Consider the following 15,681-nt stretch of genomic DNA (forward strand, 5'->3'; position numbering starts at 1 on the left):
TCAGGAGTCAGGCGTGGATGGGCAGTTGAGCGGTGACGGCGAAGCCGCCTTCAGGCCGGTGTCCTGCCTGGAGACGGCCGCCGGCAGACTGGGCGCGTTCCTGCATTCCGATGAGGCCGAAGCCGCCGCTGGGGGCTGGTGCGCGCGGGACGGTGCCGCCGTCGTCGCTGATGGTGAGGGTCAGACGGTCGATGGTGTAGGCGAGTTCGACTCGGGCCGTGCTCGCGCCGGCGTGCTTGGCAACGTTGGTCAGCGCTTCCTGCGTGATGCGGAACGCGGTCAGGTCAACTCCGGGTGACAAGGGCCGTGTCTGGCCGTCCACTGTGACGAGGACGGTGAGGCCGGCGGCGCCGAAAGCGGATGCCAGCTCGGGTAGACGTCCAAGTCCGGGACTCGGCTCAAGAGGGTCCTCAGGGTCGTCGGCCTGGCGCAGAAGGCCGACGGTGGCCTGGAGTTCGCGCAGCGCCGATGAGGTCGTGGTGCCCAGCTCGGAAAGAATCGTCTGCGCCTGCTCGGGTCGGGTTCGGGCGAGGTGCGCAGCGGTGGCGGCCTGCGCATTGGCCAGGGCCATGTGATGGGCGACGACGTCGTGGAGTTCGCGGGCGATGCGGATCCGTTCCTCGGCGACGCGGTGGCGTGCCTCCTCCTCCCGTGTACGTTCGGCGTGCTCGGCTCGTGTGTGAACGGCTTCCAGGTAGGCCCGCCGGGCCCGGATCGCCGAGCCCTGAACGACCGGGAGCATGATCCAGAAGGCGGGACTGACCGTCTTGAGTCCCCAGGGCTGGTTGTTGTCGTCGGAGAGAAGGGCGGTCAGGACGATCAGCGCGATCACGGCGGTGCCGTAGGCGTGCGCGGTCTTCTGCGGGGTGAGCAGGGTGAGTTCGTAGAGCGCCACGATCACGGGGAGCAGCAGGAGAGGGCTGATCAGGTGGCCGATGCTGCCGGAGATCGCGGCGCAGACCGAGGTGACCGCGACGACCGCTCCTGGATGGCTGCGCCGCGCCAGCAGCGAAGAGCACGCGGCAGTGGCGAAGAGAAGTCCGGGCCACCGGCCTGGTCCCCCTTCGTTGTACTGGTTGCTGGTGGCCGCGTACACCAGCAACAGGAACCCCGCTTCGACGAGCCTGGGGTGTTGGCCGGCGTATTGCCGCCAAGTCGCGAGCATGAGGTTCTCCGCTGGGGTGGGTCCGGTCCCGACATGCCGACGGTTGTTCCTTCGGCCGGTCTGGCCCGGAGTGGTCGTGGAGCGGGGAGGGGCCCCATGCCGGGCATGGGGCCCCTCCCCTGGTGTGTCGGTCAGACGCGCACCATGTCCTGGTGTGATTCATCGGTCGGGGCAGGGAGTTCAGTGGCCCGGCGGTTGAGGGCTTCGCCCTCGATGTCCACCCGCGGCAGCAGTCGGTCCAGCCAGCCGGGGAGCCACCAGGCCCGCTTGCCCAGCAGCGCGAGCACAGCAGGAACCAGGGCCATCCGGACGACGATCGCGTCGAACAGGACGGCGGTGGCGAGGCCGAAGCCGACCATCTTGACCATGGAATCGCCGGCCGTCATGAAGCCCGAGAACACAGCCATCATGATCAGCGCGGCCGCCACCACGATCCGGCCGCTGTGGCGGAATCCGGAGACTACCGCCTGACCGGCTCCTTCCCCGTGGACGTATGCCTCGCGCATCCGGGACACCAGGAACACCTGGTAGTCCATGGCGAGTCCGAAGACGATGCCCACCAGGAAGATCGGCATCAGGCTCATGATCGGCCCGGTCTGATCGACTCCGAGGAGACTGGCCCCGTGGCCGTTCTGGAAGACCGTGACCACGGCGCCGAAGGACGCGAGAACCGACAGGAGGAAGCCGAGAGCCGCCTTGAGAGGCACCAGTACGGAACGGAAGACCACCATCAGCAGGAGGAAGGCCAGGCCCACGACGACCACGAGGTAGGGGATCAGCGCGTCCTGCATTTTCTTGGCGATGTCGATGTTCAAGGCTGTGGTGCCGGTGACCTCGAAGGTGGCGCCGGTCTCGGTCTCCGTCGCCGGGCGCTCGTCGCGGATGGTGTGGACGAGGTTCTTGGTCTGCTCGCTGCTGGGAGCGGTGGAGGGTGTGGCAGACAGCACCGCGGTGTCCTTGGCCTCGTTGAACTGGGCCGGGGAGACCGATACGACGCCCTTGGTGGCGCCGATCCTCTCGGCGACCGTCTCTACCGCGGCTTTCGGGTCGTCAGCGTCCCGTGCGTCCACGACGATCGTCAGCGGACCGTTGAACCCGGGGCCGAAGCCCTCCGCGAGGGCGTCGTAGGCACGGCGTTCAGTGGTCGAAGTGGGCTTGGCCTCGTCACCCGGCATGCCCAGCCGCAGATCAAGGGCAGGCACGGCGAGCGCGCCCAGGCCGACGACGGTGACGAGCAGCACCGCTACGGGCCGTCGCAGGACGAAGCTCGCCCAGCGGACGCTCCAGCTTCCGGCTTCCGCGCGCTTGCGGGGTTCCCGGTTCTTGCGGGGTGCCTGGCTTTCGCCGGGTTCCTGACTCTTGCTGAGTTGCCGGCCGCGGCGGCGGATCCTGATCCTGGGGATTCGCAAGGCCCGCTCGGACTTGCGGGCCCGGCCGCTACGGGTCTGACGGGCGAGGACGGCGTTCGGCCAGAAGCCGAGCAGTGCGGGAACCAGGGTGAGCGCGATCAGTACGCCGATGACGACCGTTCCTGCGGCGGACAGGCCCATCTTCGTCAGCATCGGTACACCGATCACCGAGAGCCCGGCCAGCGCGATGACGACCGTGAGGCCGGCGAAGACGACCGCGGAACCAGCCGTGCCCAGGGCCAGACCGACGGCCTCCTCCGGAGTGCACCCCTTCGCCCGTTCCTCCCGGTAGCGGGAGACCACGAACAGTGAATAGTCGATACCGACCGCGAGACCGAGCATCATGGCCAACTCGCCACTGGTCGAGGACAGTCCGAAGGCGTTGGCGAGAGCGGTGATCCCGGCCAGGCTGATGCTGACGCCGATGACGGCCGTGATCAGCGGAAGCCCTGCCGCTGCCAAGGAGCCGAAGGTGATCAGCAGTACGATCGCCGCGACGAGGACGCCGACGATCTCGCCCATTCCGGCGGGAGCCTCGGTGGCCAGCGCGCTTCCGCCGACCTCGACGGTCAGGCCCGTGTCGCGGACCTCCTCGACAGCCCCCTCCAGATCCTTCTTGCTGGCATCGGTGAGCTCGTCGTCCTTGGTCTTGTACGTGACCGTGGCGTAGGCCGTGCTCTTGTCCTTGCTCAGCCCCGGTCCGTCGAACGGGCTCGACACGTCGGCGACCTGTGGTCCGTCGGCCGCCTCGGTGAGGAACCGGTCGACGGCCGATCGGTGGCCTGCCGCAGTGATCTTCTGGCCGTCCGGCGCGACGAAGACGATCCGGGCGCTCGCGCCGTTCGCCTCGCTGCCGGGGAACTGCTCGTTGATGAGGTCGAACGCCTTCTGGGACTCGATCCCCGGCATCGACGACGAATCGTCAGGGGCTTCCGCAGCGCTGAGGGCGCCAATGCCGACGACGGCCAGCACAGCCACCCACATCAGGGCCACCCACCGACGCCGCCGGAAGGCCCGTTGGCCCAGTTGGTACAAGAAGGTCGCCATCGAAGAAGTCTCCGTATCTCGTGTCGGGAACCCCTTCAGCCTCTCGACAAGCACCATGCCGAGTCGTCATCAGTGGTGCGACAATCCGCCTACTGAGTTTCAAGTACGGCTCACCGCGGCCCTCCGCCGTGAGAACTACGACGCCACCCACCTCGGCGCAGGCGCACCAAGTCCCCACCGGCAGCGGCGTTCTGGCCGAGTTCGGCGCACTCAGGACGGAAAGTGCGCGGGCACGCCGTGGGACGCGGCGCACTCCACATTCCTAAAATCACACTTGCCAGTGTACTTTGTGAAATGACGTCGATGGATGGTGGTCGGCAAGTCCACCTCGGTACCGCCCGGCTTCAGGAGATCGCGAGGCGGCCACCCACTCGGGAGCCCGGACCGCAGCCAACTGTCCAACGTCCGCCCGACCCTCAGCGTCCTCAAGCTCCCCGCCGGCCATCGCAGCAGCCCCGTCACACGCAGGAGGAAATCATGAGGATGCCCGCTATCGAGCCAAGTGCTCTGTCGGACGAGCAGCGCGTGCTCGACGAGCATGTTCGGCGGATGATGGATGGGCTGCGGACACCCTTCACCTCGACGGACGAGAACGGCGCGCTGATCGGCCCGTTCCCCGTGATGCTGCGCTTTCCCGGCCTTGCCCGGCCCCTGCTGGAGTGGTTCACGACCGTCACGAGCGGCAGCGTGCTCGCGACGCGCGTGCGCGAAGTAGCCATCCTCACCATCGGATCGCGGTACGGCGCGGCCTACGAACTCTATTCTCACAGCAGGGTCGCGTTGGCGGTCGGCCTGTCCAAGAGCGTCGTCGCAGGTCTGGTGGCAGGACAGCGGCCCTCGGCTCTGACGTCGGAGGAACTGGTCGCTCACGATGTGGCGGCTTGCCTCTACTCGGGCGCGCCGCTTCCGGGAGCGCTCTACCGCTGTGCGGTCGAGTCCTTCGGCGAGCAGGGCACGGCGGAGCTCGTCTTCCTGATCGCGCAGTACTCCAGCATCTCCGTGATACTCAACGCCTTTGACGTCCCGTCGCCAACCGATGCCGAGTGACCGTCACTTCGGGCGCTCACGGTCTTCAGGAGTGCGGCGAGGCCCAGTTCTAGGCCGTTGACATAGCTGGAGTCGTCGGAGGCGAGAACCAGGGCGACGGTGGCGCCCTCTCCCGGGGCGGCCCGTCTTCGGGCCGGTCGCCTCCCACCCCACCGCGTGGCGGACGCCGAAGGAACTCGACGAACTCGCCCGTGCCCGGGCCGGGCGAGCCCGGGCGACAGTACGCCGCCGCGTCTACGAACTGCTCCGCAAACGGCCCGAGGGCTTTCCCGAGGTCGAGATGGAAGGGGTGCCGCTGGCCGGCTGGACAGTGATCGACAGTGACGGGACTGATCCCCGCGTGAAAACTGCCGCACGCGGAGTTGTGCGGTCATCCACTGCCGCATTCCCGGCCGGACCACCACACGCACCGGCATTCACGGAAATCAAGACTGCGACCGGCCCTGTATGCGCACCGAGTCCGCCGTCCGTTACAGACCTGCGGTGTGGGGCTGGCCGGCGCGGCTCACTGCGCTGTTCGGCGGCGTGTACGGGGCTCCTGGTGTCGAGTTCGGCCGTCGCCGCGCTCACCCAGTTCGGCGTGGCGCCCCGGGCGGAGCGATCGAGCTTCCGTCAACTTGAAGTCGCGGGTCAAAGGGTGATGTGACGGTCTTCCGGGGCGTTCACGCTGGTCGTGGGCGGCAGCCTTCGGTGTAGATCGTCTGTCAGCGGTTGGCTTCGAGGTTCGTCAGAACGAGTTGGGCGCATCGTCTACACGCACCGGGCCCCGCCTGCTTTCCTCAGGCTCCTCGCCTCCGACCCCACTCCAAGCAAGACCGAGAAGACAGGTCAATGATCTGCACGCCCCAAGCGCCGCGGTCCGGCCTCCATGCCGGTCGCGTCGCTGTACCGGCTATGCACCGGCGCGGGCCAGCGTCTCCAGAGGACCGACCAGGATCTCGGAGAAGGCGAGTTCGGCGGCTCCGATGAGCACCGCGTCGTCGCCGAGTTCCCCCACTCGCAGCCGCAGGTTCTCGCGGGAGGCTGTGAGGGCAAGGCGGTTGATACGGCTGCGGATCTGGGCGGCCGAGCCGAGGAACACCTCGCGGAGCGTCCCTCCGAAGACGACCGTGCGCGGGTTGAGCACATTGACCAGGTTGGCGACGCCGATACCGAGCCAGTCGCCGACGTCGTGCAGGGCGGCGCGGGCGGTGATGTCGCCCCGGTCGGCCGCTTCGACGACAGCGCGTACGGCTTCCCGGCCGGTGGCCGACGGGTCGCGCTGAGCGGCCTCCAGCAGGGCGCGTTCCCCCGCCTCGGCTTCGAGGCAGCCGCGCGCCCCGCAGCCACAGGGTCTGCCATTCCGCGGGTTGACGACCATGTGCCCGATCTCGCCGCCGTATCCACAGTCGCCGCCCAGCAGTTGGCCACCGGTGATGACACCGCCGCCGATGCCGATGTCGCCATGCAGGTACACGAGGTCCTGGCAGCCGGCTCCGGCACCGCGCAGGTGCTCCGCGAGCGCACCGAGACTGGCCTCGTTACCCACCGAGACGGGAAGGCCGAGGCCCAGCCGGCGCATGAGGTCCTCGCCGAACTCCTCGTCCTCCCAGCCGAGGTGGGGGGCAGCACGGACGAGGCCATCGGGTCGGCGCACCATTCCGCGGACGGCGGCGGCCACGCCGACGCAGTAGGTGCCGTGCCGTGCCGAGCCCACCATTTCCAGCGCGGAGCCGGCGAGGACCTCGGCCACCTTGCCGGCGCTGCTGTGGCCGGGAAGCACGGGGATCTCCCGGTGGTCGAGGAAGACCCCGCCCAGGCCGATGCGGGCGGCGGCCAGCCGGTCCACGCCCACGTCGAAGGCGAGGACGTACACGCGGTCGGACTCGGGCCGCACGACCAGGGACGGCCGGCCGGCTCTGCCGGTCTCACGGGGCAGTTCCTCGCGAACCAGGCCGGCCGAGCCCAGTTCGCTCACCAGACCCAGGATGGTGCTGCGGTTGAGTCCCATGCGCTCGGCCAGGACGGCCCGCGACATGGATCCGCCGATGTGCACATGACGGAGCAGGGTGCCGAGGTTGTGCCGGCGAATCTCCTCCTGCGAGGGACCGGCTTTCATGGCGCCCCAGACATCATCGTTGTACGGCCCGGCGACGGGACAGCGCATCCACGCCTGCGGCCACCAGCAGAACCGAACCCGTGACAGCGTACTTGACCCCTGAGCTGTACCCCATCAGGCCCATGCCGTTCTGGATGACCGCGACCACCATGCCGCCGATCACGGCGTCAACGACTCTGCCCCGACCGCCGAACAGGCTTGTCCCGCCGATCACAGCGGCGCCGACCGCCAGCAGCAGTACGTTGCTGCCACCGGTGTTGGGGTCGACCGAGTTGCCCCGGGACGCGGCGATGATGCCGCCGACCGCGGCCAGGGACGAGCAGATGACGAACGCGGAGATCCGGATGGCTGCCACGTTGATGCCGGCCCGGCGGGCCGCCTCGGGGTTGCCGCCCACCGCGTAGATGTGCAGGCCGAACGAGGTGCGCTGGAGCAGGAACGTACCGGCGACGAGCAGGACGGCTATGACCGGCACCACGATCGGCACGCCCTTGAGCGAGTCGACGATGACGTTGCGGCTGCGCTCCTGGTTGAGCAGGTGGACGGCGATCGCACCGAGCACCGCCAGGCCGCCGATCCTGACTGCGAGCAGGGTGAGTGGAGCGGGGGCGAGCCGGCGCCCTCGACGGTTGCGGTTCTGCCGGAGCTGGATCGCCGCGTACACCCCGACACTGACGGCGAGCAGTACCCAACCCAGCGCGGGGGAAAGGTTGTTGTTGGCGACGGCCAGGATCGTCTCGTCCCGGACCGAGATGTTGGTGCCTTCCTTGAGCAGCATCAGCACGATGCCCTGGAAGCCCAGGAAGGCGGCCAGGGTGACCACGAAGGAGGGGATGCCGACCTTCGCCACCAGGAGGCCGAGCATCAGGCCGATGACCGTGCCGGTGAGGATCGCCGCGCCGGCCGCGCCGTACCAGGGCCATCCGTGGTCGGTGAGCAGGATGGCGAGGACGGCGGCGCAGACCCCGCTGGCGTACCCCGCGGACAGGTCGATCTCGCCGAGGAGGAGAACGAAGACCAGGCCCATGGCGATGGCGATGCTGCCCGCGCCCTGGGTCAGCAGGTTGGCGAAGTTCAGCTCGGACAGGAAGACCGGGCGCAGGACGGCGAAGAACACGCACAGGACGATCAGGCCGAGTACGGCGGGGAGGGCGCCCAACTCGCCGCCCCGTACCCGATCGATGTAGTTCTGGGCGACCGAGCGCAGACTCGTGGCTCCGGCCGCTCCGTTCTTCTTCGGCATACCGGGACCGCGTGGCAGTTCCGGCTTCTCGGGGGCGAATGCGGCGGTCATCCGGTGACTCCGTTGCTGTGGGCGAGGCCGAGGTTTCCGCTGCGGCCCGAGGTGATGAGTTCGACGACCTGGGAGTGCGTCACGTCCGACGTGCTGACCTGGGCGGCCATCCGGCCCAGGTAGAGGGCGGCGATCTGGTCGGACACCGCGAAGACGTCGTTCATGTTGTGCGAGATCAGGACCACGGCGAGACCGTTGTCGGCCAGTCGCCGGACCAGTTCGAGGACCTGTGCCGTCTGGGCGACACCGAGCGCGGCGGTCGGCTCGTCCAGGACGACGACCTTGCTGTTCCACAGCACGGCCTTGGCGATGGCCACGGTCTGCCGCTGGCCGCCGGAGAGGCTGGAGACCTGCTGGCGGATGGACTTGACGGTGCGTACCGACAGCCCGTCGAGGGTCTGGGCGGCCATCTCCTCCATCGTGGCGTTGTCCAGGACGAGTCCCCGGCGCTTCTCACGGCCGAGGAACATGTTCTGCACGATGTCGAGGTTGTCGCAGAGCGCCAGGTCCTGGTACACGATCTCGACGCCCAGGGCCGCCGCCTCACGTGGGCTGTGCATCTGGACCTGCTCACCTTCGAACCAGTACTCGCCGCCGTCGATCGGGTGGATACCGCCGATGCACTTGACCAGGGTGGACTTGCCTGCGCCGTTGTCTCCGACGAGGGCGGTCACTTCCCCTGGGTGGACGTCGAAGGACACGTCGTGCAGTACCTGCACGGCGCCGAAGCTCTTGTCGATCCCGCGCAGTCGAAGGATCGGGGTCGCTGTCATGGAAGACGGCTCCTTACGGTCGTGAGGTCGCGGGTCCCGAGGAGGTGGGAGCCCCGGGGCCCGCGGTCGGGCCGGCCGGACCAGGGGCAATGGTCCGGCCGGCCGGTCGGGGCTACTTGATGCCGGCCTTGGCGCACAGGGCGGTGTACTTGCCTGTGCACAGCTCTTCTTTGGTGACGAAGCCGTCGTCCACGACGTCCTTGACGTTGTCCTTGTAGATGGCCACCGGCGTCTCCAGCACGGACGGGACCTTGCGCTTGCCCTCGGGGTCCTCGACGGTCGCGTTCGTCTTGCCCTTCTTGCCATGAGCGAGGGCGACGGCGAGATCGGCCGTGGCGTCGGCCTCCTTCTTGACCGCCTTGTACACGCTCATGCACTGGTCGCCGGTGAGGATGTTCTGCAAGCCCTGCGCATTGGCGTCCTGGCCGGTGACCGGGACCTCGCCGTTGCGGTTCTGCTTGCGCAGGACGGCGATGGCCGCGTTGCCGAGAACGTCGTTGGCGGCGAGCACGCCGCCGATCCTGGGCTCGCTGGTGAGCATCTGTTCGAAGATGGTGCCGGCCTGGGCGTTGTCCCAGTCCGGGACGGACTGGTCCGGGCCCTTCACGTACTCGCCCGACTTGTACTTCGGATCGAGGACGCTGTTGTAGCCCTCGGCGAAGAGAGTGGCGTTGTTGTCCGTAGGTGAGCCGTTGAGTGTGGCGATGATGGGCTTCTTGGCCTTCATGTCCGTCAGGCACTTGCTGAGGCCCTCGCCCTGCAGCTTGCCGACCGCGACGTTGTCGAAGCTCACGTAGTACTGGGCGGAGCCGCCGAGGGTGAGCCGGTCGTAGTCGATCGTGGCGACGCCCTGCCCCTTGGCCTTGTCCAGAACTGCCTTGCCCGTGCCGCTGTCCAGGTTCACGATCACCAGGACGTTCACACCGCTGGTGATCATCTGGTCAGCGATGGTCTGGAACTCCTGCTTGTCGCCCTGCGCGTTCTGGATGTCGTACTCGACGCCCGCAGCCTTGAACGCCTCGGAGAGATACTTGCGGTCCGCGGTTTCCCAGCGGGCCGAGGACTTGCTGTCCGGGAGGATCACACCGATCTTCGGCTTGGCGTCGGAGCTGGAGTCACTGTCGCCCGACGAGGAGTCGCCGCAGGCAGTGAGCGAGCTGACCAGTGCCACCGAGGCAGTGGTTAAGAGGAGTCCCTTGCGCATGGGCAGGGTCCTTTCTGGTGTTACGGCCGGACGGCCGGTCGGCCGAGGGTGGTGAGAAGGAAGGCGAGAAGCGCGCTCTCGGGGGAATTGCCGGGTGTCGGGTGATCCGCCCGGCTGAATGTTGTGAGCGGGAACTTACGGCGCTCCGGAACCCGTGCGCCAGAGTGCGGGAGGCGCTATTTGTCATCCGCCATAACAATTAGGTGACGCTGTCGCAACGTGGCGACCTCACTGCCTCCTGTGCCTCCTGTGCCTCATGTGCCTCATGAACCCGGAGAGTGCATGAGGCCGTGCGGTGGCCGGCCGTGCAGTAGGGGCTCATAGGGCGCGTGGCGCTGGTTCTGTACGTGGGATCGGAGACCACTTGTTGTGAAACTTCCCCTCGATCGTGGACACCTGGAGACTGGGATCTGAGATTCCAGCGGCGCCCGTGGCGGCGACCGGCTCGATGAGGTCGTCCATCGTGCAGTCCAGGAGATCGAGCAGCGCCATGAGGATCTTCAAGCTGAGCCGCTCGGCACGTTCCTCCACCAGCCGATACACCTGGCTGGTGGAGAGAGTGATCCCCCGGTCGGACAACGGCGCGATGAGGTCGGTTTGGGGGCCCGGCGCAAGATGTGACGTTCCATCCCCAGCTCACGCACCTGCTCACGCACCTGCTTACGCAAGGACGTGATCTCCGCGTCCTTCGCCGACGCCGCAACCGCCTCGGGCCGCTCGGCCTTCTCTGCCGTCTTGATCCCCTGCCGCAGCGTCTCGAGGTTCACACCCAGCTCGGCGGCAACGCGCGAGACGGCCGGCCCGACGAACGGGCCAATGCCACAGCGTCGGCCCGGAATTCCGCCGAGTACTTGTAGGTCCCCACCTGGGACTCCTCTCCCTGGACTCAAGATCCAGTGCCGAGGTGTCCACGATCAAGATGGAGGGCCCGTGTGGGCTCGCGCGCACCGGCCCGGCGGACGGACACGACTGTGATGGGACCGCCTCGGTCAAGCTCCTGTGAAGTCACGATCGCCGGGCCGGTACGCGCAATGGCACCGCTCGGCAGGTCGGCGATTCACAATGAGGACAGCCGGAGCGTCAATCGGGGATCGGGTCGGACCCTCGAGCGGTGCCTCCCACATCCTCACAGTCGGGGATCTTCTAGTTGGTGAGGTCAGCCGCAGACGGTCCGCCAGGACTTCAGCCGGAGGATCCCGTGCTGGTCCAGGAAGTCCTGGATGGCAGTCGGAGGCCGGGAAGGCAGTGCTCCTCCGGTCAGTGGCAGTCGGCCGAGGCGCTCGATGTTCACGGCGATAGCCGTGAACACGTGTTACAGGCCGACCTTCGGCCGGCATACAGGCCGGTGTCGGGACCCGTCCCCAACAGCGTGAATATCATGTCAGCCATGCCCGATCCCGTGTATCCGCTGCCCTCAGGCGATGGACCGCCCTCGCTAGGGACCTACAACGCCATGGGGACCACACTGCTGCACAACTCCCGTCCAGACGCCAGTGGTTGCTTCTTCGCCACTTGCTGGATCGTGTTCATCCTGCCGGTCGTCCCGCTGGGCCGCTACTACGTGCGGCAAGGCAAGATCACCGACGAGAGCGGGTTCTCTTCTGTCCGCACGACAACCGAGTACGAGTTCGTCGGCAGCTCTCGCCTTCGCTCGGTCGAGGTCATCCGGACCTACCTGTACTTCTGGATCGCTGTCCCGGCTGCCTTCCTCGGCCCGATCATCGCTTCCATAGCCTGGGACAACAACACGTCCAACGACAACGCCCAATTCTATGGAATGCTCGTATCAGTTGCCTCGCTGTGTTTGCTCCTACTCCTGTTGTTCCTCCACCGCACGCGCTGGCGACCAGTACGGAGAGCCCGCTGGATCGAACCCGAGACTGCGAAGGTGGAGGGCAGGCGTCGACAGATTGCCTCGCTGGTGCCGATCGCGTTTCTCGCGGCGTTCTTCGCGTTCTGGGCGGGATTGGCGATCTTCACCATCGCGCTGGCCATGGGCATGTACCCGAATAACCTCGCCCCCGACCCGAACCCCCTCGCCGACACACTGCTCCACCCTGTGACCCTGTTTGTGGGACTGCCCGCCACGGCCGGCGTGATCGCTCCCACGGCCGTCGCGATCCGTCGTCGCTGAGCTTGGCCCACCGTTCCCACATGAGCCAACACGGGGCATTCGCAGAATCGACAAGACGAGGAGCGTTTTCCAACCTCAGGTTGACGCGTGGTGAAGGACGAGGACGGCCTTCACCATGTCGGTGATCCGGACAGGTGTCGAGGTCCGCATCCGCGAGACCGACCTGACCGATCCGACCTGCGGACTGCGCGCCGGACTGGTCGACGTCGCTCTGACCCGTGGGCCGTTCGACGAGACAGGTCCGACAGTGCACGAGCTGCGCGTCGACCCGGTCGGCGCGGTGCTGCGCGCCGATGATCCACTGGCCCGCCGCGACCGCCTGAAGGTGGCCGACCTGGCAGACAGGAACTGGTTCCAGTTCCCGGACGGCACGGATCCGATCTGGCATTCGTACTGGAACGGCGGGGAGCCGCGCGAGGGTCCGGGGGTACGCGCTGTCCAGGAGTGCCCGCAGGCCGTGCTCTGGAACGGAACAGTCGGCATTGCCCCGTTCGGGCACAACCTGCCCAGGGAGCTGGCTGTGGTGCCGCTGATCGACATTGCGCCGAGCCGCGTGGTAGCGGCGTGGAACGAGGGTGACCCGAATCCGCTGGTCCGGTCGTCGCTCAGATCGCCACAGTCGCTTACCGGGCTGAGCGTTCCGCGGCCGGCGAAGGCATGGCGTGTCCGCGCGCGTACCGTGAGTGGGGGCGACAGCGCTCGGCGGGTGCATCAACACCGACGGCGCCCAGGCAGGGTCGTCCCAGGGGGCTGGGGGCCTGGAGATACGCAATTGCCTCCATAGCGGCACGGCGCTCGTTCCCGGTGGGGGCATCGAGACCTGGGGGTGGGCTGGCCGTTGGTGATGATGTTCTGCTCGAATCCGGCCAGGGTGAGCATGTTGTAGACACGGCCGACTTCGGATTCGACGCGGAAGCCGTGGCGGACCTTGGGCGGCAGGTAGATGTAGCTGCCGGGTCCGGCCTGGATCTCCTCGTCTCCGACGGTGAACACGAAATCACCTTCGAGGATGAAGAACGCCTCTTCCTCCTTGTCGTGGACGTGCGGTGGGGCGACGAGTCCTTGCGGACACAGTTCCTCGAACGTGCAGGACCGGCCGTCGGTCTGGCTGCCGTCGGCGAGCACTCTCCAGTACGTGCCGACGTTCCAGTAGGCCGGGGACTGGTCCGGCGCCCAGACATAGGGGCGGGCGGTGCCGGCGCTGTGGGGGAAGCTGGTCATGACGGTCCCTTTGGTCTTTAGTGCATGGGGGAATGGATGACGGAGTCGACGGTGATGGTCAGCAGGAGCCGGGTCTGGCCCGGGCCGCCGTACGAGGCGTAGGGGCGGCCTGTGTACTTCTGGGCGAGGTGTTCGATGCCCTCGGCGGCGCCGTCGGTCGTGGCGCTGGTGACGCGTCCCCGTACGGAGAAGTAGCGGGAGGTGTCATCCGGGTCGGCGATGCTGACGGCCACACGGGGGTCGCGTTGAACGTTTTTGGTTTTGCGGTAGCCCTCGACGGTGTTGATGAGGATGTGTTCACCATCGGTGTCGACCCAGGTCTGGGTGAGCTGAGGCGAGCCGTCCGGCATGGTGGTGGCGATGAAGCAGGGGCTGGGCCGGTTCAGCAGTTTGAGGAGTTCGCCGGGCAGGGGTGTCATGAGGTATCGCCCTTCCTGGGGGGAAGCTGTCGGTAGGAGGTGCCGAAGCCGGCGGTGCGCTCAGCGCAAGGAACGGAAGGTGGTCCGGACTTCGTCAACGAAGAGTGCCGGTTGTTCCAGGGCCGCGAAGTGCCCGCCCACCTCAAGTTCGTTGAAGTGGACGACGTTGCTGTAGCGGCGTTCCACCCAGCGCTGGGACTTCCGGACGTGCTCCTCCGGGAACATGCTGAATCCGGTAGGCAGTGTGATCGGTGCGGCGGCGTTCGGCGCGGAGGGCCGTGCCGACCGTGCCATTTCCCAGTAGGTCCGCGCAGAGGACGTCCCGGTGTTGGGAAGCCAATAGAGCATGATGTCGTCGAGCAGCTCGTCCAGGGTGAAAGATGCTTCCGCGTCCCCCGGCGTGCCGCAGGTGTCCTGGAACATCGCGTAGACCCAGGCAGCCAGGCCGATGGGGGACTCCGCGAGGGAGTAGCCAATGGTCTGAGGGCGGGTTGCCTGCTCCTTGGCGTAGCCCGAGAGGTTCTCCCAGAAGTAGGCGGCGCTGTCGAGCATTGCCTGCTCATGCTCGGTGGCGTCCCGGATCTCGTCGGGCGTTGGCGGGAACATGGCGAAGTTGAGGTGCAGTCCGACGCATCCGTCGGGGGCCTTGCGGCCGATCTCGTCGGTGACCGCGCATCCGAGGTCGCCGCCCTGGGCGCCCCATCGTCGGTAGCCGAGCCGGTCCATCAGTGTGATCCAGGCATCGGCGACCCGGGGGAATCCCCAGCCGGGTTCCGTAGGCCGGTCGGAGAACCCGAATCCCGGCAGCGACGGCACCACGAGATGGAAGGCGTCCCGCGGGTCACCGTCGTGGGCCGCGGGATCGGTCAGTGGGCCGATGACCTTGTGGAAATCGAGGACGGAGCTGGGCCATCCGTGGGTCATGACCAGCGGGAGGGCGTCCGGCTCAGGCGAGCGCACATGGAGGAAGTGAATGCCCAGACCATCGATGATGGTGCGGGACTGGCCGAAGCCGTTGAGGGTCTTCTCGCACCGCCGCCAGTCGTAGGTGTTGAGCCAGTAGTCGTGCAGCGCGCGGAGCTTCGCCAGCTGGGGTCCCTGACTGGTGTCCAGAACGGTCTCTGGATCGGGCCACCGGGTGCGGGAGAGCCGCTCACGCAGGTCGGTCAGCTGTCCCTCCGGCACGGACAGGGTGAAGGGTTCGATGAGTTCGGACATGGGGCGTGCTCCTTACCGGCGATACCGCGTCGACTGCGATGCGGGTGGATTCGGGGGGGGCGGAATCCGGTGATTCAGAGGGTGTCGGGCTGACGGGTCCGTTCATCGGTGACAATCTCGGGCACCGCGTCCAGGACCTCCTGGAGCCAGGCGATCTCGGCGCGCAGCCTGTGCGCACTGTGACTGACCGCCAGTGCCTCGCTCACCGTCAGGTGGCCGCCGTCGATGGCGTTGGCGTTCAGCGCCTCGGTGTCCGAGAGCATGGAGGCGAGTTCATCCAGCCGGGATGCGATCACCGTGTGGAGCTCGTCCAGCTTCTCCGGGTCCAGGCGGGTGAGGGCCAGGTCGAACGGGTCCGGCTTCATCCAGATGTGGCGCAGACTCTCGGACTGGAGCTCCTTGAGACGCAGCCGCCCTTCACCGGTGATGCCGTACACCTGACGCTCGGGCAGATTGCCCTCCTTCTCGGTCCTGACCTCTTCGAGCAAGCCCTCAGCCAGCAGGCGCTTGATCGCCTGGTACAGGCTGCCCACGGACACGTCCGTCCACAGGTGCAGATGTTCCCGCTCGGCCTGGAGGCGCACCCTATGCCCGTGCATCTCGCCGTTCCTCGCGAACGTGTCGAGGATGAACAACCTGATCGATGACATAC

The 15,681-nt window shown here is 67.3% G+C and carries 14 protein-coding genes and 1 pseudogene; 3 read left to right on the plus strand and 12 right to left on the minus strand.

The annotated features are described in order from the left end of the window. Nucleotides 1-7: 7 nt before the first annotated feature. Entirely contained in the window at nucleotides 8-1,165 is a 1,158-nt protein-coding gene (locus AB0D14_RS35355; protein ID WP_362787204.1) for a sensor histidine kinase, read from the minus strand. Nucleotides 1,166-1,296: 131 nt separating this feature from the next. Next, on the minus strand, nucleotides 1,297-3,621 hold the full coding sequence (locus AB0D14_RS35360; RefSeq protein WP_362787205.1) for an MMPL family transporter: 2,325 nt from the start codon (nucleotides 3,619-3,621) through the stop codon (nucleotides 1,297-1,299). Between the two features lie 483 nt (nucleotides 3,622-4,104). On the opposite strand from AB0D14_RS35360, the gene AB0D14_RS35365 reads away from it, so the two are divergent. Beyond that, nucleotides 4,105-4,668: a hypothetical protein gene (locus AB0D14_RS35365; protein WP_362787206.1), complete on the plus strand. Its 564-nt coding sequence runs from the start codon at nucleotides 4,105-4,107 to the stop codon at nucleotides 4,666-4,668. Nucleotides 4,669-5,560: 892 nt separating this feature from the next. Here AB0D14_RS35365 and AB0D14_RS35370 read toward each other — a convergent pair. From AB0D14_RS35370 to AB0D14_RS35395, 6 genes are all read right to left on the minus strand, one after another. After that, the gene (locus AB0D14_RS35370; protein ID WP_362787207.1) at nucleotides 5,561-6,766 is read right to left on the minus strand and encodes an ROK family transcriptional regulator; all 1,206 of its coding nucleotides are present in this window, start codon (nucleotides 6,764-6,766) and stop codon (nucleotides 5,561-5,563) included. 13 nt (nucleotides 6,767-6,779) lie between these two features. Continuing rightward, on the minus strand, nucleotides 6,780-8,060 hold the full coding sequence (locus AB0D14_RS35375) for an ABC transporter permease (protein ID WP_362787208.1): 1,281 nt from the start codon (nucleotides 8,058-8,060) through the stop codon (nucleotides 6,780-6,782). Next, nucleotides 8,057-8,833: an ATP-binding cassette domain-containing protein gene (locus tag AB0D14_RS35380; protein ID WP_362787209.1), complete on the minus strand. Its 777-nt coding sequence runs from the start codon at nucleotides 8,831-8,833 to the stop codon at nucleotides 8,057-8,059. Before AB0D14_RS35380 ends, AB0D14_RS35375 begins: the two co-directional genes overlap by 4 nt. 112 nt (nucleotides 8,834-8,945) lie before the next feature. Next, nucleotides 8,946-10,037 (minus strand): substrate-binding domain-containing protein, encoded by a 1,092-nt coding sequence (locus AB0D14_RS35385; protein ID WP_362787210.1) that lies wholly within the window; start codon nucleotides 10,035-10,037, stop codon nucleotides 8,946-8,948. A 318-nt stretch (nucleotides 10,038-10,355) separates the two neighbouring features. Next, on the minus strand, nucleotides 10,356-10,616 hold the full coding sequence (locus AB0D14_RS35390; RefSeq protein WP_362787211.1) for a helix-turn-helix transcriptional regulator: 261 nt from the start codon (nucleotides 10,614-10,616) through the stop codon (nucleotides 10,356-10,358). 577 nt (nucleotides 10,617-11,193) lie between these two features. Next, nucleotides 11,194-11,346, minus strand: coding sequence for a hypothetical protein (locus AB0D14_RS35395; RefSeq protein WP_362787212.1), 153 nt, complete (start codon nucleotides 11,344-11,346; stop codon nucleotides 11,194-11,196). A 78-nt stretch (nucleotides 11,347-11,424) separates the two neighbouring features. Here AB0D14_RS35395 and AB0D14_RS35400 point away from each other — a divergent pair, with 78 nt between their 5' ends. Beyond that, nucleotides 11,425-12,171, plus strand: a complete 747-nt coding sequence (locus AB0D14_RS35400; protein WP_362787213.1) for a hypothetical protein — start codon at nucleotides 11,425-11,427, stop codon at nucleotides 12,169-12,171. Nucleotides 12,172-12,307: 136 nt separating this feature from the next. After that, nucleotides 12,308-12,801: pseudogene (locus AB0D14_RS35405) on the plus strand (LysR substrate-binding domain-containing protein); the annotation flags it as partial. A gap of 81 nt (nucleotides 12,802-12,882) precedes the next feature. Here the strand turns inward: AB0D14_RS35405 and AB0D14_RS35410 are convergent. The 4 genes from AB0D14_RS35410 to AB0D14_RS35425 all read right to left on the minus strand — a co-directional run bounded on the left by AB0D14_RS35410 (nucleotide 12,883) and on the right by AB0D14_RS35425 (nucleotide 15,679). Next, nucleotides 12,883-13,392 (minus strand): cupin domain-containing protein, encoded by a 510-nt coding sequence (locus AB0D14_RS35410; protein ID WP_362787214.1) that lies wholly within the window; start codon nucleotides 13,390-13,392, stop codon nucleotides 12,883-12,885. A gap of 17 nt (nucleotides 13,393-13,409) precedes the next feature. Beyond that, entirely contained in the window at nucleotides 13,410-13,811 is a 402-nt protein-coding gene (locus AB0D14_RS35415) for a PPOX class F420-dependent oxidoreductase (RefSeq protein WP_362787215.1), read from the minus strand. A 60-nt stretch (nucleotides 13,812-13,871) separates the two neighbouring features. Next, nucleotides 13,872-15,029 carry an epoxide hydrolase family protein gene (locus AB0D14_RS35420; RefSeq protein WP_362787216.1) on the minus strand — a complete coding sequence of 386 codons (1,158 nt, stop codon included), beginning with the start codon at nucleotides 15,027-15,029 and terminating at the stop codon, nucleotides 13,872-13,874. A gap of 74 nt (nucleotides 15,030-15,103) precedes the next feature. Beyond that, on the minus strand, nucleotides 15,104-15,679 hold the full coding sequence (locus AB0D14_RS35425) for a PadR family transcriptional regulator (protein ID WP_362787217.1): 576 nt from the start codon (nucleotides 15,677-15,679) through the stop codon (nucleotides 15,104-15,106). Nucleotides 15,680-15,681 lie beyond the last annotated feature (2 nt).

Source organism: Streptomyces sp. NPDC048484 (genome assembly GCF_040651415.1).
In the GTDB taxonomy this organism is placed as follows: domain Bacteria; phylum Actinomycetota; class Actinomycetes; order Streptomycetales; family Streptomycetaceae; genus Streptomyces.

What these genes read in the sequence shown, in the direction of transcription:
- AB0D14_RS35355 (WP_362787204.1), bottom strand. Translation starts at nt 1,165, where the DNA reads ATGCTCGCGACTTGGCGGCAATACGCCGGCCAACACCCCAGGCTCGTC.
- AB0D14_RS35360 (WP_362787205.1), bottom strand. Translation starts at nt 3,621, where the DNA reads ATGGCGACCTTCTTGTACCAACTGGGCCAACGGGCCTTCCGGCGGCGT.
- AB0D14_RS35365 (WP_362787206.1), top strand. Translation starts at nt 4,105, where the DNA reads ATGCCCGCTATCGAGCCAAGTGCTCTGTCGGACGAGCAGCGCGTGCTC.
- AB0D14_RS35370 (WP_362787207.1), bottom strand. Translation starts at nt 6,766, where the DNA reads ATGAAAGCCGGTCCCTCGCAGGAGGAGATTCGCCGGCACAACCTCGGC.
- AB0D14_RS35375 (WP_362787208.1), bottom strand. Translation starts at nt 8,060, where the DNA reads ATGACCGCCGCATTCGCCCCCGAGAAGCCGGAACTGCCACGCGGTCCC.
- AB0D14_RS35380 (WP_362787209.1), bottom strand. Translation starts at nt 8,833, where the DNA reads ATGACAGCGACCCCGATCCTTCGACTGCGCGGGATCGACAAGAGCTTC.
- AB0D14_RS35385 (WP_362787210.1), bottom strand. Translation starts at nt 10,037, where the DNA reads ATGCGCAAGGGACTCCTCTTAACCACTGCCTCGGTGGCACTGGTCAGC.
- AB0D14_RS35400 (WP_362787213.1), top strand. Translation starts at nt 11,425, where the DNA reads ATGCCCGATCCCGTGTATCCGCTGCCCTCAGGCGATGGACCGCCCTCG.
- AB0D14_RS35410 (WP_362787214.1), bottom strand. Translation starts at nt 13,392, where the DNA reads ATGACCAGCTTCCCCCACAGCGCCGGCACCGCCCGCCCCTATGTCTGG.
- AB0D14_RS35415 (WP_362787215.1), bottom strand. Translation starts at nt 13,811, where the DNA reads ATGACACCCCTGCCCGGCGAACTCCTCAAACTGCTGAACCGGCCCAGC.
- AB0D14_RS35420 (WP_362787216.1), bottom strand. Translation starts at nt 15,029, where the DNA reads ATGTCCGAACTCATCGAACCCTTCACCCTGTCCGTGCCGGAGGGACAG.
- AB0D14_RS35425 (WP_362787217.1), bottom strand. Translation starts at nt 15,679, where the DNA reads ATGTCATCGATCAGGTTGTTCATCCTCGACACGTTCGCGAGGAACGGC.